Here is a 21536-nt window from a genome sequence, read left to right as displayed (position 1 = left end):
AGAGAATCCCTCCCCACGCGGCGCGGGGAGGAGACCGGCATCAATCAGACGCCTACGCTTACGCTTTCAGGCAGGGTACTGCCGCCATCAATGACGTTTTGCGTTCCGGTAAGATAGCTGGACTCATCGGAAGCCAGAAATGCCGCCAGTTCCCCTACTTCCAGCGGATCGGCAAGACGGCGTAGCGGAATAGCTTTTGCCATTTCCGTTAATACCGATTCCGGATCGTCAGGGTTAGACTGACGGGCAATGCTTTCCGCCATCGGCGTTCTTACATAACCGGGGCAAATGGCATTCACACGAATACCGGACTGCGCATACTCTACCGCCAGCGATTTGGTTAAACCGACAATGGCGGCTTTTGACAGCGCATAGGCCGTTTCACCCGGGTCCGCCACCATATCTCCCGTGACGGAAGACATCATCACAATGCGGCCATCTTTACGTTTAATCATCTCCGGCAGGACGGCTTTGGTGACGTTCCAGACACCTTTAATATTAATATCAATGTGGAAATCGCGATCTTCTTCACTCATATCGAGGAAGTTGCCCAGACGGCACACGCCAGCGTTATTCACCAAAATATCAATTCTACCTTCAGTCTCTTTGGCGCGCGCAACCGCCGCCTGCACCGAAGCAAAATCTCTGACGTCAGCCTTAACGGCAGTACAGCGATGTCCGCGCCCGCCCAGCTCATCCGCCAGTTTTTCAATCTCATCGGAGATATCCAGCAAGATTAAGTTCGCGCCGTGGCGTGCGAATACGCGAGCGATCCCTTCGCCAATGCCCTGCGATGCGCCCGTAATCAATGCTGTCTTGCCCGTGAGTTTACCCATTTTCAATGTCTCCTTTTGAATATGGAGTCTTACACTCCATTAACACTGAAAATACAGTAATAACAAATAAGTACTGAGGAATAGCTCACTAATTCAGGTAAATCTTAGGTAAAAAAATCCCCGCGGAGGCGGGGATGGGCATTTTTATGCTGTTCTGCCTGATGGTGCTGCGCTTATCAGGCCTACCAATCGTAGGTCGAATAAAGCGTTCGCGCTGCCATCCGACAGGGTTTTACCTTATAGCGCTAACAGGCGATCCAGCGACGGCGCAAAATAGTAGCCGCCAGTCACCGGTTTGGTGAAGCGCAGCATTGCGTCGCGTTTACCGTCGGTATCGCCGAACATACTCAGAAGCTGCTGTTCGATATTGTGCAGGCGTGCGCAGTAAGCGCAGAAATAGAGACCATGAGTACCGCTGGCGGTGCCGTATGGCAGGCTCTGACGCACAATCTTCAGCCCTTTGCCATCTTCTTTGAGATCGACGCGGCTCAGGTGAGATATTGCCGGACGCGCATCGCCGTCAATCTCTTCATTGGCTTCTTTGGTACGCCCGATCATCATCTCCTGATCGTGAATACTCATCCGGTTAAGTTGCTTGAGATTGTGTTCCCAACGCTGCACGAACACATAACTGCCGCCGGCATCCACGCCATCTTTGATCACCGCCACTTCACGACGCGTCTCTTCGCCCGCCGGGTTCTCTGTCCCGTCGACAAAGCCGCTCAGATCGCGTTCTTCCACCCAACGGAAGCCGTGAACTTCTTCTTTCACGTCGATACCGTCGCCGAAGGCTTCCATCGCCGCCTGGGCAACAGAAAAATTCACATCGTGGCGCAGGGAAAGGATATGGATCAGCACGTCATACTGCGTGGCCGGCGCCAGTCCTTTACCATAAGGAATAAAATCTTTCAGTTCTTCCGCCCCGATGCCGCCACTCAGGGCACGCCAGGTATTGTTGCCAAACGCCACAACGGCCCCAAGATGGGCGTCCGGAAATTTGACTTCGAAGGTCGCCAGTTTATCGGCAAATGTTCTGCTGGCCGCGCGCAGGGCGTCCAGGTCGCCTTTTACATTGGCTTCAATCCAAATTGCCGCACGGCAATGTTCCGGCAAAATGCCACTTTGAACCTGAGACATGATTCCTCCTGAAAATGAGAATGCCACGCAGTCGTGGCATTAATGGAGGCTATTTTACCTTGTTTTTAAGCGAAGCGGTTTGTTCAGGCGCAAATTAACGACGCCAGATAATTTTGCGCACGTCCCAGTTTTTTAAGACGTCATCAGGAGGCATTAAGCCTTCCGGTCCGCTCCACTCGCCGGAGAAAACATAGCTAATATGCTGACTTCCCTCAGCTTTACATTCGACGCTGGTATGGCTATCGCTGGAAACCGGCTCGCAGTGACCAAACGCTTTGCTGTAAAGGTCGCTAAACGGCGTACCGATTTTGCCCCCCGCGGCGGTTGGGATGTCGCTGTCCAGCACATCAATACGGCTCACGGTGCCCTGCTCGCCGTTGATCACCATCGCGACGCTGTCGCCCTTCATCGCTTCGAAAAAGCGCACCACGTTGCCGTTATCGGTTTTCATACCGCTACGCAGGCGATAATCGCCATCTAATGCCTCTGCAATAGCCGGCTCTTCCAGCGGCGTGGCGGCGGTCAGCGCTCCCACGCCTTGCTCAGTAACTTCTGTCGAGGAACCAAACCAGTTCCATGGATTTGCGGCAGACCAGTTGACCGAGGAGAGCGTCGAGCAGCCGGTCAGCGCCAGCGGCAGTGCGAGTAAAGTCAAACGCAGCGATTTCATCTCACTTCCTTTCTTTTATTAATTAACGTTGGTTGGAGTGCGGGTTCGCCAAAAAGTGCCGTTATTCTTTCTCAAGGGAAAAACAGGCACGCAAACGTTGATTGGTTAACAGCCAGATCAGCGCGACGATGTCCGCCAGCAGCAGCGCCAGCCCGACGCCGTTGACCGGGTCGCCACCCAGCCACATCACCGGCAGCCAGCACAACGACACCAGTTGAGCAAGGATCAGGAGTCCGCGCAGCCAGCGCCACACACCAGGAACCGCTTCACGCCGCCCGCTGAGTAAAAATGCCACTACCGCCGGAACGCCGGGCAACAGCCCCAGCCAAAAATTGTCATGGTCGGGATAAAAAAAGTTTAACAAAGTATTACCCTGTCCACGGGATGAACCGGCAATGACAAAGAGTACCCAGGCGCGCGCCTGAAGTAGCAGTACGCACCAGAACAGAAACGGCAGGCGTAAACGTCCGTGTACATCATAATCGGCTGGATGAAACTCAGTACTCTTCATCTTCAATCAGGCGTTTACCCAAACTTAGGGCGTCAGAATGCTCATACCCCAGACGTTCATACATGCCCAGCACAACGTCGTTATCATCACGCACCATAATTTGGATTTTCGGACACCCGCGGGCGATGAGTTTTTTTTCCAGCCGGTTAAGCAACGCATTCGCAATGCCGCGCCCGCGGAACTCCGGGTGAACGCCCAGGTAATACGCCGAGCCGCGATGCCCGTCATAACCGCCCATTACCGTACCGACGACTTCGCCGCTAACTTCCGCAACGAGGAACAAGCTGACATCGTGATTCACCTTGCGTTCAATATCCATTTCAGGATCGTTCCATGGACGCAGCAGGTCGCAACGCTCCCAGAGGGTAATCACCTCTTCGAAATCTTCCTGGCGAAAAACGCGTATTTCCATGGTATTCGTTGCCTTTTCGGGTGGAAAAACCAAGATTATGGCGCAAACATCTGATTCAGCCAATATCTGACGCGATGTAGCGGAAAAAATGGCATAATGGCGATGTGTCACGTATTGAAATGAAAAGTAAAACAATTCTCATCACCAACCGTCGTAACGGATTACGCGATACGATATAACATCTTGAACTTAATTTTCACAACTCAGGCCGTATGAGCACTTTTAAACTCCTAAAAACTCTCACATCGCGCCGCCAGGTACTCAAAACAGGTCTGGCGGCCCTGACGCTGTCAGGTATGTCGCACGCAATAGCCAAAGAAGAAACGCTAAAAACCAGTAATGGTCACAGCAAACCCAAAACCAAAAAAACCGGCAGTAAACGGTTGGTGATGCTCGACCCCGGACACGGCGGCATCGATACCGGCGCGATTGGCCGCAACGGTTCTCAGGAAAAACACGTCGTGCTGGCAATTGCCAAAAACGTACGCGCTATTTTGCGAAATCACGGAATCGATGCGCGTTTAACCCGGACAGGGGATACCTTTATTCCGCTGTACGATCGGGTGGAAATCGCCCATAAGCACGGCGCGGATCTGTTTATGTCCATTCATGCCGATGGTTTTACCAACCCGAAAGCGGCGGGCGCTTCCGTTTTTGCGCTTTCCAACCGCGGGGCCAGTAGCGCCATGGCGAAGTATCTCTCCGAGCGTGAAAACCGCGCGGACGAAGTGGCGGGTAAAAAAGCCACTGACCGGGATCATCTATTACAACAAGTTTTGTTTGATCTGGTGCAAACCGATACGATTAAAAACAGTCTGACGCTGGGTTCGCATATTCTCAAGAAAATCAAACCTATACATAAATTACACAGCCGCACTACCGAACAAGCGGCTTTCGTGGTGCTAAAATCACCGTCAATTCCGTCGGTACTGGTCGAAACCTCGTTTATTACCAATCCGGAAGAAGAACGCCTGCTGGGCACGACGGCGTTTCGCCAGAAAATCGCTACGGCGATCGCCAACGGCATCATCAGTTATTTTCACTGGTTTGATAACCAGAAAGCACACACGAAGAAACGGTAATCATGAAACCCGATGCACATCACGTAAAACAGTTTCTGCTACGCCTGCAGGATGATATTTGCCAAACGTTATCCGCTGTGGATGGCGCAAACTTTGTCGAAGATAGCTGGCGACGCGAAGCGGGCGGCGGCGGACGCAGCCGGGTATTACGCAACGGCGGGATTTTCGAACAGGCGGGCGTTAATTTCTCTCACGTTCACGGCGATGCGATGCCCGCATCCGCCACCGCGCATCGGCCAGAACTGGCCGGGCGTAGCTTTGAAGCGATGGGCGTATCGCTGGTGGTGCATCCGCACAATCCGTATATTCCCACCAGCCATGCTAACGTGCGCTTTTTTATTGCCGAAAAACCGGGCGCCGATCCGGTGTGGTGGTTTGGCGGCGGGTTCGATTTAACGCCCTACTACGGCTTTGAAGAGGATGCCGTTCACTGGCACCGCACCGCCCGCGACCTGTGTCAGCCGTTTGGCGACGATGTGTATCCGCGCTATAAAAAGTGGTGCGACGACTACTTTTTCCTCAAGCATCGTAACGAGCAGCGCGGTATCGGCGGACTGTTTTTTGACGATTTGAATACGCCGGATTTCGACCACTGTTTTGCTTTTATGCAGGCGGTCGGCAACGGCTACACCGAGGCGTATTTACCGATTGTCGAACGACGCAAAGCGATGGTCTGGGGCGAGCGGGAGCGTAATTTTCAACTTTATCGCCGCGGGCGCTACGTGGAGTTCAATCTGGTGTGGGACAGAGGCACCCTGTTTGGTCTGCAAACCGGCGGGCGCACTGAATCTATCCTGATGTCGATGCCGCCGCTGGTGCGCTGGGAGTACGACTGGCAGCCAGAAGCGGGTAGCCCGGAAGCGGCGCTGAGCGAGTTTATTCAGGTACGCGACTGGATTTAAACACATATGACATTAAGGAAGTAGCAATGAACGCCCGCCTCATCTCTGCGCCCTCATTATCCCCTGAAGAGCAAAAAAACAGGTTAGCTGAATTTTTTCGCGAATACTGGGGAACGCAACAAATAAACGATTACCATACAGATACAACGTTCCACGTGAACCATAAAAAACAGTATTGCGATCTACGATGGTCAGAAAAATATATTGATGTCGATTATTGGTGTAGCCGCGAAATACACCATAAAGAGTGGTCTAAGTTCCTGATCGCAATAACCACCGCACTGCATACCCCAATACCACCTTATTACCTTGATTTTAATCTTAAAGGGCGCCGAACAACTCTACGAAAAAGACATCGCCGCACAGAGAGTAAAATTGGATGTTTTATCTATCCTTATAAAGAAGATCCGGATGGGGGATGGGATTATAGTGTTGACTGTCTGATGATTTACGAGTCCGATTTTGAGATACTGGCCGCTGGAATTAATAAGCTATACCCACGAAATCATGAGGATAAGTCCTTTGATTACACAAGCTGGAATGAATTTACACTTGCTGAATGCGAGAAAATAATCTCGCACTGGCTGATAATTGCGCGCAGCAACGGAGAGTACGCTTCCTTTATTCAATATGTTATAGAATGGATACAACCGCTTCTGCATCAATATGATAGCATCATGATTGAAGGGAATTTATGATGCTTTACGGGTTTATCTGCCCCTCCTGCCAAACAACGGCAACGTCTTATCAGCAAACATAAACGCTCATCCTCATGACCTGATGACAAAACTGTTTTGCACGTTGCGCGCGGTTCCCCGGAGGCGGCGCTGGCGCGCCTTGTCCGGGCTACCAACCACAGACGGCAGCGAATCCGTAGGCCCGGTAAGGCGCCAGCTGCCACCGGGCAATTCCCGACACGCGCACGTTATCAGCAACCGGAGAGCCTCCCCATCAATATCAAGCCCATTGCCGCATCCGTTGATGCAGCGTCAACGACGGTTTTTCGGCAAATAATTGCTGATAATCGGTGGCAAATTGCCCCAGATGCCAGAATCCCCACTGCATCGCGGCATCTTTGACCGTGGCGCTCTGCGACCACGGGCTAATCAACTCCCGGCGTACTGCGTTTAAGCGAATACGTTTCAGCCACGCATTGGGGCCAATGCCCAAAATGGCGTGAAACGCATTTTGCAGCGTGCGACGGCTTACGTGTAGCTGGTTACATAAGTCGAGCACCGTCAGCGGCTCCGACATATTTTCCAGCACATATTCCCGCGCCCGCGACAGTAGCCTACGATATCCCTGATGGCTGATGCTTTCGGCGCTATGAATCGGCTTCGCCTCTTCCAGCATCGTGCCCATCGCCAGCAACAAATTATCACTCAAGACCTTACGCACCGCAGATTGATGCAGGGTTTCAGGACTCTCGCTGAAGGTGGCCAGCGCCTGCTGCACAAAGCCCCACAGCGCCGCTTTATGCTGCTCTTTTACCTCCAGCGCTAACTGGTTACGCAGCATATGCAGTACCCTTTCCGGGTTATGCAAAAACGTGGCCTGACGGGAAATAACATCTTCCGAGATAACGACGCCCAGAATGGTGTAATCATCCGGCGTGCTCAGTTCAAACTCGGTGCCTCCCGGTCGGGTGGCAATCTCGGCGCTGCCGAGCCCCTGCGCGCCGATAAATCCCTGTTCGCCGCGCGTCGCCGGAATACCAAACCAGAAAGAGTTTGGCCAAACCAGACACGACTGACGCAGCGCCAGGCCGGTGTATTCACGGAACACCTGAATCTCATCAAGCAGGATTTCCGTGAACTCGCCATGAAATTTACCCGGGTGTAACTGATCGTAGATCTGCTGCCAGGCGGTGATAGTCAGAGCATGTTCATAGACATCCGTCGTCCGTCGCTGATGAACATTGTCCACCTCGACTCTGGGCGTAAGTTTAACGTCTTCGGGTAACGCTTCATGATAAAGATGGTGCAAATTCGCTGTACGGGTCTTTTTCATGATCTTCTATGCCGGACGCCCGCCAGGACGCCCGGCCCTCCGACAGATTAATTTTTGATGCGATAGCGACTACTGCGTTTACGCAACGCTCCGTCAGAAAAGAGTTGTTCCAGCACGTTTCTGGCCTGCTCCAGCGGCCAGCCAAAATGCGCGGCAACCTCTCCCGCCGTCATTCCCTGGCGTACTGATGCCAGCAGCGCCAGTAACGCTTCAGCGAACTCAGGCGTTGCGGGTACCTGGGGCGCTTTCTCAGTCGGCGTTGTCGCACGCGCAAACCCGCCAACCAACCACTGGGTGTCCTCTTCCGGACGACCAATTTCTTTGCGGCTAATCACACGGCCTGTGCGCTGCGCGGCGGCGCTTCCGGCATCCAGCGCCGCACGACACGCCGCCAGATCGCCCTCCACCACCAGCGTTAGCCTGCCAGGGTCGAGCACTTGATGACTGAGCAAACGCACGTTGGCCGCTTTCAGCATGGCATCCGCCGCATCGACGGCGGCGACCATTCCGTCCACTTCCAGTAATCCCAGGGCATTGATCATTGGCAGCCTCCGTTACGCACGCTGGACAGGGTTACGGGCGATATCCAGCACGGTGTCGGTAAAGGCGTTGCAGGCGGCTTTACACGCGGCCTGGCTTCCCGTTAAGAACGCGGCCGAATAGTTGGTTTCCGACGGCGGCGGCACGTAAGTCACCAGTTGAACGTCAGCGGATTTCATCGCCGCGTCAATGCCGAATGTCGCTTCCAGCGGCGGCGCTACCAGATAGGCCATTGGATCGCCCAGCGCGATACCTGCGGTAGATGAGAGGTACGAGCCGGTACGCGAAACCACATGCGCCAGGAATGCGGTATTTTCCGCATCGTTCGCCCACTGGAACGCCGCGCCGTTTTCAATGCTGGCGACCATTGCATCCAGACCGGCGCGCACTTCCGCCGGGTTCGGTCCGCCCAGCATAATCAACACCTCACCGGCGGTCGGCGACGGCCCGTGAGCCGCTCCGGCATAGAGGGAGCGGCCATAGACCACTTCCACCATCGCCTGTTTTGTCGCTTCGTCAGCGGCAATATAGGTCACATCATCAGAATCTGCCGTGATGAGTCCGAGGCTACGTATATGTGGCGGTAATTTAAGTTCCCGCGCAAAGCCGTCATTCACGGAGGCAATCACGCGCATGGCAGTCACTGAAGGTCGAATCAAATCTAATGCAGGCATGATGTCTCCTTAACGGGTCATGTTGATGCCGGACGCTTTCTGCTCCAGCATCCGTTTGGCCAAATCCACAATCACGGCGGCGGCTTCTACTGGCGGCGTCCCCCCCTGATGAATGTTTGAAATACAGGTTCTGTCGGCCTCGACGGTGGTCGCCACGCGCGGGGAATAGACGGCGTAGCAGGAGAGGCTTTCCGACTGCCCCAGCCCCGGACGTTCGCCCACCAGCAGGATGACGACCTTCGCGCCGAGAATTTCGCCAATCTGATCTTCAATCTTCACGCGGCCATAGCGCACAAAGAACGGCGTGCCGACGTTCAGCCCGGCCTGCTTCAGACCGGCAAGCAGCGGCGGCAGGATCTCTTCATAGTTGGCGGTGATCGCATCCGTAGAGAGGCCATCGGAGACTACTACCTGCACATCCGGGTTCATCACGCACTGCGACTTCAGCGCGTCAATGGCTTCCGGGCTCAGGCGACGCCCCATATCCGGGCGCGTCAGGTACAGGTTTTTGTCGCTGATTTCCGAACGCACTTCCAGCAGCCCTTGCGCTTTTACCCACTCTTCCGGCACTTCTTTGAGCACGGTGTCTTTCGAACGGGAGTGATCCGCCAGGAAGCGCAACAGCGCCTGGGTGCGCGGACGCGGCCCGGCACGCCCCGTGCAGACGCGTGCCGCAGTACTGCGACGCAGTTCGGTCAGCACGTCCGCACGATGCGGGTTCTCGACGCCAATCCAGGCTTTTGCCTCTGCGGAACCTAAATCCAGCGCGCAGCTTTCGGTCACCGTCGGCGCGGCGCACTGCGGCTTTGCGCCTGCCTGCGTTGACGGCGCGACGGGCTGCGGTACGTCCTGTCCCATTGACGCCATCACGCTACGTACAATTTCTTCAATCTGTTTTTGATCCATGGTGTTATCCCCGCGTCATCAGAAGAACAGTGACGGATCGCCCGCCCGTTTGGTCAGACGACCGTTTGCCATAATGCCCATCGTTTCCAGCCAGCGTTCAAACTCCGGCGATGGCCGTAAATTCAGCAACTGACGGACGGTGGCGGTATCGTGGAAAGCGGTGGTCTGGTAGTTGAGCATGATGTCGTCGCCGAGCGGCATCCCCATGATGTAGTTACAGCCGGCAGTGGCGAGCAGAATCATCAGGTTTTCGTTAAGGTTCTGGTCAGCGTCGGCATGGTTGGTATAGCAGCAGTCGCAGCCCATCGAGATGCCGCTCAGCTTGCCCATAAAGTGATCTTCGAGACCGGCGCGGATAATCTGCCGATCGTTATAGAGATACTCCGGCCCGATAAAGCCCACCACGGTGTTCACCAGGAACGGATCGTAGTGGCGAGCCAGCCCGTAGTTACGCGCTTCCATCGTCACCTGGTCGGCACCAAAGTTCGCGCCAGCAGAGAGCGCAGACCCTTGCCCGGTTTCAAAGTACAGGCAGTTTTCCCCGGCAATGCGGTTGAACTCCGCCCCCACAGCCCGCGCTTCGTCGAGCATAGCCAGCTCGACGCCGAACTCTTTTAAGCCCTTCTCGCTGCCGCAAATGCTCTGGAAAATCAGTCCGCCCGGCGCGCCGCGACGAATCGCTTCGATCTGGGTGGTGACGTGCGCCAGCACGCAGCCCTGGGTCGGAATATTGAATTTATCGATAACGCCGTAAACGGTGTCGAGCACGCGGGTCAGGTTCTCCACGTCATCGGTCACCGGGTTAACGCCGATCACCGCATCGCCTGCGCCGAAAGAAAGCCCTTCGTAGATTTGCGCGGCGATACTCTGTACATCGTCACGGGTATCGTTCGGCTGCAAACGGCAGCTAAAGGTGCCCGGAATACCGATGGTGGTATTGGCTTTTTTGATCACCGGCATTTTCTTACCGCCGTAGATCAGGTCGGCGTTGGAGCAGATTTTCGCTACTGCCGCCACCACTTCGGAGGTCAGCCCTTTGCGGGTAAACGCGATGTCGTCCACGGAGGTTTCATCGCTCAGCACGTATTCGCGCAGTTCGCTGATGCTCCAGTTTTTAATCCGGTTATAGGCCGTTTCGTTGACGTCGTCCTGAATCAGGCGCGTCACGCAATCCTCTTCATAGGCAATCACCGGATTGTTGCGAATATCCGCCACCGTCATTTCCGACAGTACCTGTTTTGCCGCTACGCGCTCCTGCGAACTTGCCGCGGCAACCCCGGCCAGCACATCCCCCGAACGCAGTTCGTTGGCTTTAGCCAGTACCTCTTTTACATCCTTAAACTGATAAACATTGCCGAACAATGTGGTCTTTAGTTTCATAAGTCGTTCCCTCAGGAAGGAAATGCGAGTGATTTCACCGTCACCGGCACAACCGATCCGCCAAAAAGAGGCGTACCAATGTCGATATAGTCTCCCGCCCGCACGACCACCTCATCGATGACCGCCAGCGGAAGTTGCGGTAACTGTGGGCGCAATAACATGCCCAGCGCTTTACCAAAATCCTGCTCGGCCACCACCAGCAGGGGATGTGGATTGGGATAACGCGCGACAAAAGCCGTCAGCGCGTTGATGACCGTGAGTAATGCGGCGTAACGCACCGGGAGCGTGGCGGGAAGCGCCAGCACGTAAGCGTCGGTTTGCGGGTCGAGATCAAGCTGGAGAAGCGCCTGCCGCCAGGCGTTCACCAGATCGGCGTCATCCTGCGGGATCGCCACCGGCAGGTTGCGCAGCGGCAGTTGGACGTCTTCCAGCCAGATAGTACTGCCGGAAAGCGAGAGCGTATGGGCCCCCGCGCCAATCACCGTGGCGCGTACGGTTTGCGCCGGAAACTGCACGTTCATCTCGCGCAGGCGCGGATGTTCATGCAACGCCGTGGCGAGCAGCGGTCCAATGTCGGAAAAACAGAACGGATCGGCAGGTTGGTTGCGGTAGCATTCACCGACCCCACCGGAAAGGGTGATCACCTCCGGCGTAATATCGGCGGGCAGCAGCCCGGTTTGCATCAGCGATTGCGCCAGCGGCGAGAGCGCGCCAGTGATAACCTCGACGATGAGATCCGCCATCCGCCGCGCCACCTGCCCCAACTGTGCGGCAGCTAAGGCGCGAGCATCAGTACCCGAACCGAACACCTCATCGATAATCATCTGCCCCGGCTGATGGGCATAAACCACGCGCCCCTGAGCGTCGGTTTCCAGCAGGCGACCACCGACGTTAAGGCAGGCGGTGCCGCTGACTTTTCCCGCGTCAAACAGCGCGTAGTTAGACGTGCCGCCGCCGATATCAATATTCAGCACCCGGCACATCCGCTGCTCAGACAAGCTTTGCGCCCCGGCGCCGTAACCGGCAATGACCGATTCCAGATGCGGCCCGGCGCTGGCGACCACAAAGTCGCCCAGCGACTGCGAGAGCGCCATGACCGCCGGACGGGCGTTGCGGGTTTTGGCGCTTTCGCCGGTGATAATGATAGCCCCTGAGTCCACCGATTCAGGCGCGATGCCTGCGGCCTGATACTGGGCCAGAATCAGCGCTTTAAGTTCGGCCTCTTTCAGACCGCCCTGCTTATCCACGGGCGTAAAGAAGACCGGGCTTTGCCAGCTAATGTCGCGTTTGATGAATTCGTAGCGCGGCACCTGCGACACCGCCGCACGGTTAACCAACTCCAGGCGCGAAAAGATCACCTGCGTGGTGGTGGTGCCGATATCGATACCGACGCTCAGTAGCTGGCGAGTGTTCACGATTGCGCCTCCGCTTCGGTTTTCACCTGGGCGGCGTCGTCTTTCGGCACCAGCATCATCGCCACGCCAATCGCCGTCACGCCGCCGATCAGCTTGCCAACGATCATCGGGAAGATCATGGCGTTCATGTTGGCAGCGGCGAAGCCTAAATGGTCGCCCAGAGCGAATGCCGCAGAGACGGCAAATGCGCAGTTAATCACTTTGCCGCGGGTATCCATCTGCTTCATCATGCCGAACATGGGGATATTGTTCGCCAGGGTCGCCACCATGCCTGCCGCCGCAATATTATTTACGTTCAGCAGTTTACCGACATTCATCAACGGTTTTTCAAACCAGCGGGTCAGTAACAGCACCATCGGATACGCGCCGAGCAGCACGCAGGAGATAGAGCCGATCACTTCAATGGCGCGCATCACTTCGCCGGGTTTGTCGCCTGGCGCCATAAAGATCGGGTCGAGTCCCGGAATCAACTCCCAGCCCAACAGGAATTTAACCACCGCCGCCGCCAGACCGATGGTGATCAGCGCCACGAGGAATTTGGCGAAGATCTGAAAGCCATTGATCATTTTTTCCGGGATGAACTTCAGCCCCAGCGCTACCAGCACCGCGACGATCAATACCGGGATCATGTTCATCAGGATCAGCGCGAAGGTAAACTCCACTGGCTGACCATTGATCTGCACGCCTGAGTACATGGCGATCAATCCCCCCGCAATGCAGCCAATGGGAATGGTGACGATACCCGCCAGTACGCCAAGCGCCAGGTAGCGGCGGTCAGACGGTTCGATAATGCCGAGCGCCACCGGAATGGAGAACACAATGGTCGGCCCCATCATCGACCCAAGGATTAACCCTGAGTATAGCCACGCCGCGACATCACCGCCGGCCAGCTCTTTGGCGAGGAAGAATCCGCCCATATCACAGGCCAGCAGCGTACCCGCGAACATGGATGGGTTCGCGCCCAGCATTTCGTATACCGGGATAATAACCGGCCCCAGTACATGCGCCAGCACCGGCGCCAGCGCGGTCATACCGACCATCGCCAGCCCCAACGCGCCCATCGCCATAAAGCCCTCTTCAAACTGGCCGCCAGACCCCTCGATACTCTTGCCGAATTTACCGAGGAAGCGCGCCGACCCGCCGAACTGCGACAGGATTCTGTCCACGGCGGCAATCAGCATAAAGAACATCATGATGTACATGATGATTTCGTTAATTCCCATAGCCCTTACTCCCTGCCATTTATGATTTGTAGGCCGGATAAGACGTTTACGTCGCCTCCGGCATTAACGCCGTGTTATTGCCGGATAGCGGTGCAAGCACCTTATCCGGCCTACAGGCATTACCCGGCAGCCGCGTACAGATCGATAATCTGTGCCTGTGTGGCGGTGCGTGGGTTACTGCGCAGACAAATATCCTCCAGCGCGGCTTGCGCCCACGCGCTGTAGTGTTCGGGTTTGGCGCCAGCGTCAGCCAGCCGTTTGCTCTGGCCCACTTCGGCAATCAGCTCGCTCACCGCCGCAATCGCATCGCGATCGTCCGATTTCTTATTGGTTAGCGCCCGACCGATTTGACTGAAGCGCTCGCGGCAAACCATCCGGTTAAAGCCCATGACCGTTGGCAGCAGCATAGCGTTGGCCTGGCCGTGCGGAATATGCAGCGCCGCCCCTGGCTGGTGCGCCATCGCATGACACAGCCCCAGACCGGCGCTGGAAAAGGCCATTCCCGCCATACAGGAGGCCAGCAACATATTTTCACGCGCCGCCAGATCGTGGCCGTAACCCACGGCTTTCGGCAGCGATTTGCCAATCATCGCTATCGCGCCAATCGCCAGGCTGTCGGTAAACGGCGTGGCGTTGAGCGCGCTGTAGGCCTCAATCGCATGAGTCAACGCATCGATACCGGTCATCGCCGTCACGTTTGGCGGAACGCCTTCGGTCACGGCAGCATCAAGAATCGCCACATCCGGCATTAGTGACGCGTGTGCCAGCACCTGCTTGCGCCCGCTGACCGCGTCGATAATCACCGTCACGTTGGTGGTTTCAGAACCGGTTCCGGCGGTAGTCGGCACCGCAATCAGCGGCAGACGCGGGCGTAATGTACTGCGCTCGGTCATGGCGCTCAGCGTCTGGTCAGGGTTAGTCACCAGCAGGGCGACCGCTTTCGCCGCGTCCAGCACCGAACCGCCGCCAAAGGCCACTACGCCGTCGCACGCCGCCTCACGCAGTTGCGCCACCGCCGCGCAAACGTCGGTAATGCACGGCTCGCCTGGCGGACACGGCCAGACCGTCATCGCCACGCCCTTCATCGCCAGGCTGCGTGCCAGCGGCGCGGTCATTCCCGCCTGATGCAGGAAGCTGTCGACCATCACAAACAGATGGCTTACGCCTCGCGCTTGCGCTTCCTGCCCGCAGGCGCCGAGCGCCCCAAGTCCGCACAGCGTGACCGGCGGTACGCTGAACGTTTTCACCCGTTGCAGATTCAGGGTGTCGAATGCCTGAAACAGCGCCGTCTGTAGTTCAGCTTGCATAGAGTCCCTCCGCTTTCGCTCTCCCGCTGTTGGCTATCGCCAGCGGGGTCATAAACAGGCTGTGCTGCGGCAAATGCACCTGTAACTCCGGGAAACGCTGGCGAAATAACGCCTCCACGCCCGGCTGCATACAGGAACCGCCCGCCAGCCATAAATCAGCAATTCCTTGCCCTTCAATGTGGCGAGCAACGATTTCCGCCATTTTTTCGTACACCGGCTTCACTACCGGCCAAATCTCCTGCGCATTGCTGCGCTTGTACTGTTCCGCCTCTTCCAGGGGAATACGGCGGTTGCCCGCCAGCGTCAGGGAGATATGGTGCCCGCCAGTGGCTTCATCGGCGGAGTAAGTCACCTTGCCCTGTTTGACGATGGCAATGCCGGTAGTGCCGCCGCCAATATCCACCACGCCTGCATTGTCAAGCGCCAGCAGATCCGCCACCGCCGTCGGTTCATCCAGTACGTGGCTGACTTCTAACCCGGCAGACTCCAGCACGTTGATCGAAATACGCGGGTCGGTGCCCGGCGGGAACGAGGTCGCCGCGTGGGTAAAGCGGCAGCCGAGCTGCTGTTCAAGGGTGTCGAGATGGCGGCGCACGAGGGTGACGGCGCCGAAGAAATCCCAGACGATGCCGTCACGCACAACGTCGGCCCAGTCAAGGCACACCGCCACCGGCTGGGCGTTGCCGTCGACCACCATCGACACCACGTCGCAGGTGCCCAAATCGACGCCCAGCCACAGCGGTGTGTCGCTGGCGGCGGGCGTCTGGTTACACAGGGCCGCCGCTTTTTGCAGTCTTGGGGTGAGCCAGAGTTGTTCGTCGTGCGCCATGAGTCATCCCTTATACAATGCGAAACGCATCCACCAGCACGCATCGACGCAGGCGAACAAAGGTACGCGCGCTGGTCACCCCTTCGCCGGTTGGCGTGGTGATGGTCATGGTGGTCCAGCCTTCTCCGCCCAATCCAAGCCCGGCAATGCACGGCCCGTTTTTGACGAAAATGCTGGTGTCGATGGCGTTCGCCATCTGGTTCATGTTGTCGATATTGCGCGAGTGCATCGCCGCCGTATGGTGGCAACCGCCTTCAAGCTGAACCGCCAGGGCGATGGCTTCTTCGACGTTGGCGACCCGCACCACCGGCAGTACCGGCATCATCATTTCAGTGACGGCAAACGGATGGTTAGCGGGCGTTTCCACAAATAGCAGGCGCGTTTGATCCGGGACATTCAGGCCGATGGCTGCGGCGATCTTGCCCGCGTCACGACCGACCCAGTCACGGCTGACGGTGCCTTTGCCGCGCTCATCAATATTCTTCAGCAGCACCGGCTGGAGCTGTTCGGCCTGAGCGGCGGTCAGTTTCACCGCGTGCTGACCTTCCATCAGACGCATCAGCTCGTCGGCGACGCTATCCAGCACAATCAGCACTTTTTCGTCGGCGCAGATGATGTTGTTATCAAACGACGCGCCTTTGACGATGGATTGTGCAGCGCGCGGCAGGTCGGCGGTCTCATCCACCACCACCGGGGGATTACCGGCACCGGCGGCGATCAGGCGTTTATTAGTATGTTTACGCGCCGCGTCCACCACCGCTTCGCCGCCAGTCACCACCAGCAGGCCAATACCGGGATACTTGAACAACCGCTGGGCGGTTTCGATATCCGGGTTCGCCACGGTGACCAGCAAATTTTCCGGGCCACCGGCGGCGACCACCGCCTGATTGAGGAGGGTGATTGCCCGCTGAGAGACCTTTTTCGCCGCCGGATGCGGGGCAAACACGACGCTGTTGCCTGCGGCAATCAGGCTGATGGCGTTATTAATCACCGTCGCCGCCGGATTGGTGGACGGCGTGACCGAGGCCACCACGCCCCACGGCGCATTTTCAATCAGCGTCAGGCCGTTATCGCCGGTCAGCACCTGCGGAGATAAACACTCGACGCCCGGCGTGCCGCGCGCCTGCGCCACGTTTTTGGCAAATTTATCGTCAACGCGTCCCATGCCGGTTTCGCTGACGGCAAGTTCCGCTAATTCTCGGGCGTGTTTTTCGCCCGCCTCGCGAATGGCATGAATGGCAAGCTGGCGCATCGCCACGCTCTTCAGCCCCTGCTGGGCCCGTTTTGCTGCCGCCACTGCGTCATCCAGGGAGGCAAAAACGCCCATCTCATGAACAGTGCTGGCCGGCTGGCTGCTGTCTTTCATTTTCAGCAGTACCGCTTTCACCACCTGTTCAATATCCTGTTGATTCATGATGTTCAGTCCTATTTATGGAAAACCACTTTCCCGCCAGCCACCACTTCATCGACGATGCCAATGACGCACAGATCGACCGGTGATAATTCGCTGCGATGCGCCTGACGCGCGGAACTGCCGCTGACCAGCAGTACCCACTCTCCGGTTCCCGCCCCGATACTGTCGATAGCGACGGCACACTGCCCGTCGGGGTTGCCCTGGGCATCGATCATTTCCACCATCAGCAATTTGTCATGCGCCAGTCCCTGATGGCGGACGGTACATACGATTTGTCCTGTGACGACTGCCAGTTTCATATCCGCCTCCATGGATTGCCCGTTGGGTCGTAGGCCTTGAATCTGCGCACCATCAGGCAATGGCGCGCATTCATGCCGGATGGCGACGCTGCGCGTCTTATCCGGCCTACCATCAAATGTTGCTGTCGCCTTTGAAGCTGATCGGGAACACTTCTTCCAGATCGCCGTGCGGGCGTGGAATCACGTGTACGGAGACCAGCTCGCCAATGCGCTGCGCCGCAGCGGCGCCAGCATCGGTTGCGGCTTTGCACGCCGCCACGTCGCCACGCACCATGGCCGTACACAGGCCACCGCCAATCTGCTTCACGCCGACCAGCTTCACGCGTGCGGCTTTTACCATCGCATCTGAGGCCTCAATCAGCGCAACCAGGCCCCGGGTTTCAATCATTCCTAATGCTTCCATCGTGTTTTCCTCTCATTAAAGGGGTCCAGAACGGGACCGTTCATTCAACCAGTGTGTGTAAGCTGCGTTCGCGGCTCACGTCAGCCTGGCGCGGCACGGCTGCCACCAACGCCAGTTCGATAATTTCCTGCACGCTACAGCCTCGGGAGAGGTCGTGAAGCGGCGCGGCAAGCCCCTGAATTAGCGGCCCAACAGCGCGATAGCCTCCCAGACGCTGAGCGATTTTGTAGCCAATATTGCCCGCCTCCAGCGACGGGAAAATCATCACGTTGGCGCGGCCTTGCAGCGGGCTGTCAGGCGCTTTTTGCGCGGCGACCTCCGGGACGAAAGCGGCGTCAAACTGCAATTCACCGTCCACAAGCAGTTGCGGCGCACGTTCGTGAACGAGCTCTGTCGCCTGCTGCACGTTGGCAACGTTGGGGTGACGGGCGCTGCCGTTGCTTGAAAATGACAGCATCGCCACGCGCGGCTCTTCGCCGGTAATGGCCCGCCAGGTGTCGGCGCTGGCGATAGCGATATCCGCCAGCTGCGCCGCCGTCGGCTGCGGCACTACGCTGCAATCGGCGAACCCTAATGCCGGACCGGCATACTGCGGCAGCATCAAGAAAATAGACGACAATGTTTTGCACCCGGGTTGCAGGCCAATCACCCGCAGCCCTGCGCGCAGCACATTCGCCGTTGACGACAGGTTGCCTGCGATACACACATCAGCCTCACCGGCGCTCACCATGGCGGCAGCGAACATTAGCGGGTCGCTAAGCTTTTCCACTGCGTCCGGCGGCGTTTTTTCTCCGGCACGGGCAAGCCAGCGTTGCGCAAAACGCTGGCGCATACTCAGGTTGCTGTGTGGGTCGATGACCTGAATGCCATCCATCGCCATACGATGACTCAGGGCAAACTGACGCAGCGCAAACGGACTGGCGACCAGAACGGGGCGAGCCAGACCGTACTGTTGCAGGTAATGCGCCGCTTTCAGCACGCGTTCGTCCAGCGCATCGGGAAAGACGACTCTGGCGGGGGCGCGTACCGCCAGTTCGCGGGCGCGTTCAATGATCATGGCTTCTCTCCCAACCGTTGTTGAATTTGGGCGACCGTCAGCGGATGTTTCGCCACGCTCAAAATCATCATCACGTAAACCGTGCTGGAGAGACGGTTCAGCGCCTGTAAAATGTCCGGGCGCAAGACCTCAAAACTACGGGTAATAAACACTTGTGCGGCGAGGGTTTCCGTTTCGCGGACTTTGGTTCGCAGCAGATTAAGCAGCGCCGCATCGCGACCGTGGCTGGCCTCCGGCACCAGGTGATCGTGGTCGAGATAGCGCAGCGGCTGGTGGGAAAGCCGATGCAGCTCATCCTCGTTCAGCCCGACGATAGACTGCGCCGCCAGCGGTTCATCTATAGCGTCGGCGCGCATAATGTTGCCCAGCCGCGAGCGGATATCGAAAAGCCACGGCTGCCAGGGTTCCGCCAGTTCGATTTGTAGCCACACGGTCAGCGCGATGGCGCTGTCGAGCGCGGCGCGAAAGCCGAGGCGCGGGTCGCTTTTGGCGACCATTTTGTCCGCCGTCAGATGGGTCAGCGTATCGGGCTTTTTCACCACCGGCTGGCGGCACAGTTCACAGCAGGCCTGTGGGTGCGTATCGCTACTGGTTAAGCCATGTACCGGCTGCGGCTGCTGTTCGTCATCATCGACAAACAGCCGGCCTTGCTGATTCAGAAACTTAATGCGCAGGCGACGACTTTCCAGCAGTTCCCGGGCCGAGGGCGTCAGGCGGGCATCAGCGGGCAGATGGATTTCCGATCCTTCGCTGAGCGTGTGATTCGCTCTGAGCCACGTTTCGGTGATGAAGTCGTTCATACGGATTGCCAGTTCGCAGGCCACGCCACGTACAGAAAGCGCACGGACGTTGGCGTGCCAAATTCAATGCTGGAGCCTTTAGGGATGAACATCACATCTCCGGCTTTGGCAATCATGGTTTCGCCTTCATGGCGTACGTGCAGTTCGCCCTCCAGCACCATGTCGATTTCGTCGTAGTTCAGCGTCCACGGGAAAAAGGCGTTGTCCCACTGCATAAACCCGGCGGCCATGCTGCTGCCGTCCTGCTCTGTAACCAGATCGGTTAAGCCGACGCAGTGCGGTTCGGCACCGTCGAAGCGGCCAAATTTCACGCTGCTGCCGTCAATGACTTTCACGCCGCCTTTACCCGTGACGGAGGTAAAGCTCGGCTGCATCGTCCCCAGTTCCAGCGACTGCTTTTCCTTCAGCACTTTTTCCATCAACTGCGCCACCAGGCTTTCAGTAAACTGCCCTTCCGGGAGCTGCGCGATGATGGCTTCCCGAATGCGCTGGCTTTCGCTTTTACACGCCTGCGCCGATGTGGATGCCGGAACGGACTCGTCGCATTCGGTAATCGTGAAGCCCAGTAGTTCCGCCACTTCGCGAGCCTCCGGGGTAATAATGCTGGCGCGCAGCACTACCGACATCGCCTGTTCGCCGCGGGCGTGGGCCGCACGAATATCGTTAGCTGTGATAAGTTTTTTCACCTGCCTCTTCCTCCTGTTCACTGAGAGCTGCCAGATAATCCACCAACTGCCGCACGCTTTGCGGGTCGTGGCCGTTGAGCTCGAAAATCGGCTCCCGGAATCCAATCTCGCAAAGCAACTGCCGCGTAGCGGCGACGTCGGCATCCGGCATGTCCGTTTTGCTGATAACGGCGATATGTCGTTTACGGGTTCCAACATCCAATAACCCGGCAGGTAAGCGACTTTCTTTATCGTTTGCCGCGTGGACATAAATCAGCGTGTCCACATCCTGCAACGTGGTAATTAAGGCGTGATACCAACGGGGATGGCTAAAATATTCACCCGGCGTATCTATATCGCCATGCTCATTAAATTCCACGGCCTGCGTTTTTCTGGCGAGGGAATAATTTCCCCGTAACGCGTTAAAAAGCGTTGTCTTTCCGGCACCGACCGCGCCGACAAAAGCAATACGTTTCATTACCGCCACCAATTAACTTTTTGTTAACTCACACAGGGTAAAGTTTAATAATCGCCCTAGTCCGCTGACCGTCTGTAATAGCGCTTCTTCTACTGCGCCGACGGTGCCATAAATCACCAGCGCGCCGCTAAATCTGTCGAGAAAACCGATGTGTACATCCGCAGCCTTCATCGCTAAATCGCCAGCGATCATGGCCGTTTCCCCCGGCGTTAAGGTCATAATGCCAATCGCGCCAGCATCGGGAACGCCGATCTTTTTCGCCAGTTCTTCACCAGGGTGCGCAATGAGATGCGCCAGCGTGACCTGTTTGCCCGGCACAAATTCCTGAATAATGCGTTCTTTATTCATTGCTCACCGTCTCCACTGAAACTGCCGTCATCGTGGCAATTTTTTGTCGGAGTAAATAACAAAATTCGGCAAGGTGATGTAAAAGGTGAGGTAGATCACTAAGAAAAAGAAAATAAAGGTGCCTTCTGTTGAAGGTGTTAACGATAAATATCGTGGTGCATCACATTTTCAGGTGTCATTCTGAATTTAAGCCTGTTCTGCAATAAATACCCCACCGGCTATTCTTTGTATTACTACC

The 21536-nt window shown here is 56.8% G+C and carries 25 protein-coding genes and 1 pseudogene; 4 read left to right on the top strand and 22 right to left on the bottom strand.

Features of this window, described 5'->3' with window-relative positions; all coding sequences use genetic code 11:
• Window positions 1-44: 44 nt before the first annotated feature.
• The 5 genes from ucpA to ACLD11_RS05030 all read right to left on the bottom strand — a co-directional run bounded on the left by ucpA (window position 45) and on the right by ACLD11_RS05030 (window position 3566).
• The gene (ucpA, locus tag ACLD11_RS05050; protein WP_000517460.1) at window positions 45-836 is read right to left on the bottom strand and encodes an SDR family oxidoreductase UcpA; all 792 of its coding nucleotides are present in this window, start codon (window positions 834-836) and stop codon (window positions 45-47) included.
• Between the two features lie 237 nt (window positions 837-1073).
• Window positions 1074-1973, bottom strand: a complete 900-nt coding sequence (locus tag ACLD11_RS05045) for a Dyp-type peroxidase (protein ID WP_411014621.1) — start codon at window positions 1971-1973, stop codon at window positions 1074-1076.
• 94 nt (window positions 1974-2067) lie between these two features.
• Complete coding sequence (locus tag ACLD11_RS05040; protein WP_000838971.1) at window positions 2068-2643, bottom strand: RpoE-regulated lipoprotein; 576 nt, start codon at window positions 2641-2643, stop codon at window positions 2068-2070.
• 61 nt (window positions 2644-2704) lie between these two features.
• Window positions 2705-3154: a DUF2919 domain-containing protein gene (locus ACLD11_RS05035; RefSeq protein ID WP_000842940.1), complete on the bottom strand. Its 450-nt coding sequence runs from the start codon at window positions 3152-3154 to the stop codon at window positions 2705-2707.
• Window positions 3141-3566: a GNAT family acetyltransferase gene (locus tag ACLD11_RS05030; RefSeq protein ID WP_000406008.1), complete on the bottom strand. Its 426-nt coding sequence runs from the start codon at window positions 3564-3566 to the stop codon at window positions 3141-3143. Before ACLD11_RS05030 ends, ACLD11_RS05035 begins: the two co-directional genes overlap by 14 nt.
• A 212-nt stretch (window positions 3567-3778) precedes the next feature.
• Here ACLD11_RS05030 and amiA point away from each other — a divergent pair, with 212 nt between their 5' ends.
• The 4 genes and pseudogenes from amiA to ACLD11_RS05010 all read left to right on the top strand — a co-directional run.
• Window positions 3779-4648: an N-acetylmuramoyl-L-alanine amidase AmiA gene (gene amiA / locus ACLD11_RS05025; protein ID WP_000102880.1), complete on the top strand. Its 870-nt coding sequence runs from the start codon at window positions 3779-3781 to the stop codon at window positions 4646-4648.
• 2 nt (window positions 4649-4650) lie between these two features.
• Window positions 4651-5550, top strand: a complete 900-nt coding sequence (gene hemF / locus ACLD11_RS05020; protein WP_000801339.1) for an oxygen-dependent coproporphyrinogen oxidase — start codon at window positions 4651-4653, stop codon at window positions 5548-5550.
• Window positions 5551-5576: 26 nt separating this feature from the next.
• Complete coding sequence (locus ACLD11_RS05015; RefSeq protein ID WP_000994058.1) at window positions 5577-6248, top strand: hypothetical protein; 672 nt, start codon at window positions 5577-5579, stop codon at window positions 6246-6248.
• A pseudogene (locus tag ACLD11_RS05010) lies at window positions 6248-6310 on the top strand (hypothetical protein); the annotation flags it as partial. The gene ACLD11_RS05015 and the pseudogene ACLD11_RS05010, both read left to right, overlap by 1 nt.
• A 197-nt stretch (window positions 6311-6507) precedes the next feature.
• Here the strand turns inward: ACLD11_RS05010 and eutR are convergent.
• From eutR to eutS, 17 genes are all read right to left on the bottom strand, one after another.
• The gene (gene eutR / locus ACLD11_RS05005) at window positions 6508-7560 is read right to left on the bottom strand and encodes an HTH-type transcriptional regulator EutR (RefSeq protein WP_411014620.1); all 1053 of its coding nucleotides are present in this window, start codon (window positions 7558-7560) and stop codon (window positions 6508-6510) included.
• A 47-nt stretch (window positions 7561-7607) separates the two neighbouring features.
• Entirely contained in the window at window positions 7608-8102 is a 495-nt protein-coding gene (eutK, locus tag ACLD11_RS05000; protein ID WP_000606271.1) for an ethanolamine utilization microcompartment protein EutK, read from the bottom strand.
• A gap of 12 nt (window positions 8103-8114) precedes the next feature.
• Window positions 8115-8774 (bottom strand): ethanolamine utilization microcompartment protein EutL, encoded by a 660-nt coding sequence (eutL, locus tag ACLD11_RS04995; protein ID WP_411014619.1) that lies wholly within the window; start codon window positions 8772-8774, stop codon window positions 8115-8117.
• A gap of 9 nt (window positions 8775-8783) precedes the next feature.
• Complete coding sequence (gene eutC / locus ACLD11_RS04990) at window positions 8784-9680, bottom strand: ethanolamine ammonia-lyase subunit EutC (RefSeq protein WP_000372344.1); 897 nt, start codon at window positions 9678-9680, stop codon at window positions 8784-8786.
• Window positions 9681-9698: 18 nt separating this feature from the next.
• Window positions 9699-11060, bottom strand: coding sequence for an ethanolamine ammonia-lyase subunit alpha (gene eutB / locus ACLD11_RS04985; RefSeq protein WP_000769990.1), 1362 nt, complete (start codon window positions 11058-11060; stop codon window positions 9699-9701).
• Between the two features lie 11 nt (window positions 11061-11071).
• Window positions 11072-12475: an ethanolamine ammonia-lyase reactivating factor EutA gene (gene eutA, locus ACLD11_RS04980; protein WP_001097522.1), complete on the bottom strand. Its 1404-nt coding sequence runs from the start codon at window positions 12473-12475 to the stop codon at window positions 11072-11074.
• Window positions 12472-13698: an ethanolamine utilization protein EutH gene (gene eutH, locus ACLD11_RS04975; RefSeq protein ID WP_000512359.1), complete on the bottom strand. Its 1227-nt coding sequence runs from the start codon at window positions 13696-13698 to the stop codon at window positions 12472-12474. The genes eutA and eutH overlap by 4 nt, the downstream gene beginning before the upstream one ends.
• Window positions 13699-13817: 119 nt before the next feature.
• Window positions 13818-15005, bottom strand: coding sequence for an ethanolamine utilization ethanol dehydrogenase EutG (gene eutG / locus ACLD11_RS04970; protein WP_001147505.1), 1188 nt, complete (start codon window positions 15003-15005; stop codon window positions 13818-13820).
• Complete coding sequence (gene eutJ, locus ACLD11_RS04965) at window positions 14995-15834, bottom strand: ethanolamine utilization protein EutJ (protein WP_000929675.1); 840 nt, start codon at window positions 15832-15834, stop codon at window positions 14995-14997. Before eutJ ends, eutG begins: the two co-directional genes overlap by 11 nt.
• Before the next feature lie 10 nt (window positions 15835-15844).
• A complete protein-coding gene (locus tag ACLD11_RS04960; RefSeq protein ID WP_411014618.1) occupies window positions 15845-17248 on the bottom strand; it encodes an aldehyde dehydrogenase family protein in 1404 nt (467 codons plus the stop codon).
• 11 nt (window positions 17249-17259) lie between these two features.
• A complete protein-coding gene (eutN, locus tag ACLD11_RS04955; RefSeq protein ID WP_001522340.1) occupies window positions 17260-17547 on the bottom strand; it encodes an ethanolamine utilization microcompartment protein EutN in 288 nt (95 codons plus the stop codon).
• Window positions 17548-17659: 112 nt separating this feature from the next.
• On the bottom strand, window positions 17660-17950 hold the full coding sequence (gene eutM, locus ACLD11_RS04950; protein WP_000387716.1) for an ethanolamine utilization microcompartment protein EutM: 291 nt from the start codon (window positions 17948-17950) through the stop codon (window positions 17660-17662).
• 40 nt (window positions 17951-17990) lie between these two features.
• A complete protein-coding gene (gene pta / locus ACLD11_RS04945) occupies window positions 17991-19007 on the bottom strand; it encodes a phosphate acetyltransferase (RefSeq protein ID WP_411014617.1) in 1017 nt (338 codons plus the stop codon).
• Entirely contained in the window at window positions 19004-19807 is an 804-nt protein-coding gene (gene eutT, locus ACLD11_RS04940; RefSeq protein ID WP_411014616.1) for an ethanolamine utilization cob(I)yrinic acid a,c-diamide adenosyltransferase EutT, read from the bottom strand. The genes pta and eutT overlap by 4 nt, the downstream gene beginning before the upstream one ends.
• A complete protein-coding gene (gene eutQ / locus ACLD11_RS04935; RefSeq protein ID WP_000733867.1) occupies window positions 19804-20493 on the bottom strand; it encodes an ethanolamine utilization acetate kinase EutQ in 690 nt (229 codons plus the stop codon). The genes eutT and eutQ overlap by 4 nt, the downstream gene beginning before the upstream one ends.
• Window positions 20471-20950 (bottom strand): ethanolamine utilization acetate kinase EutP, encoded by a 480-nt coding sequence (gene eutP / locus ACLD11_RS04930; protein WP_411011386.1) that lies wholly within the window; start codon window positions 20948-20950, stop codon window positions 20471-20473. Before eutP ends, eutQ begins: the two co-directional genes overlap by 23 nt.
• A 12-nt stretch (window positions 20951-20962) precedes the next feature.
• On the bottom strand, window positions 20963-21298 hold the full coding sequence (gene eutS / locus ACLD11_RS04925; RefSeq protein WP_001031445.1) for an ethanolamine utilization microcompartment protein EutS: 336 nt from the start codon (window positions 21296-21298) through the stop codon (window positions 20963-20965).
• Window positions 21299-21536: the final 238 nt, after the last annotated feature.

Source organism: Salmonella sp. 741265116_PST (assembly GCF_046567715.1).
GTDB classification, from domain to species: domain Bacteria; phylum Pseudomonadota; class Gammaproteobacteria; order Enterobacterales; family Enterobacteriaceae; genus Salmonella; species Salmonella enterica.
The sequence above is the reverse complement of the archived record's forward strand: the minus strand, read 5'-3'. Positions and strand labels throughout refer to the sequence as shown.